This window comes from Anaerobacillus alkaliphilus (assembly GCF_004116265.1).
In the GTDB taxonomy this organism is placed as follows: domain Bacteria; phylum Bacillota; class Bacilli; order Bacillales; family Anaerobacillaceae; genus Anaerobacillus; species Anaerobacillus alkaliphilus.
The window spans coordinates 1-253 of record NZ_QOUX01000007.1 but is presented as its reverse complement, the minus strand read 5'-3'; the positions used below and the strand labels follow the sequence as shown (position 1 = coordinate 253).

General features: G+C 45.8%; 1 rRNA gene. It reads right to left on the bottom strand.

The annotated features are described in order from the left end of the window. Window positions 1-196: ribosomal RNA gene (locus tag DS745_RS04295) — 16S ribosomal RNA — on the bottom strand; the annotation flags it as partial. Between the last annotated feature and the right edge of the window lie 57 nt (window positions 197-253).

Sequence of the window (253 nt, the reverse complement as noted above, 5' to 3'; positions counted from 1 at the left end):
CCATGTGGTCCAAAAGATTATCCGGTATTAGCTTCGGTTTCCCGAAGTTATCCCAGTCTACAGGGCAGGTTGCCCACGTGTTACTCACCCGTCCGCCGCTAACAATTGAGAGCAAGCTCTCAATTGTCCGCTCGACTTGCATGTATTAGGCACGCCGCCAGCGTTCGTCCTGAGCCAGGATCAAACTCTCCATAAAAGTGTTTGATATAGCTCAAAAATAATAATTCATTGACGAGATATTTACTATCTCTTT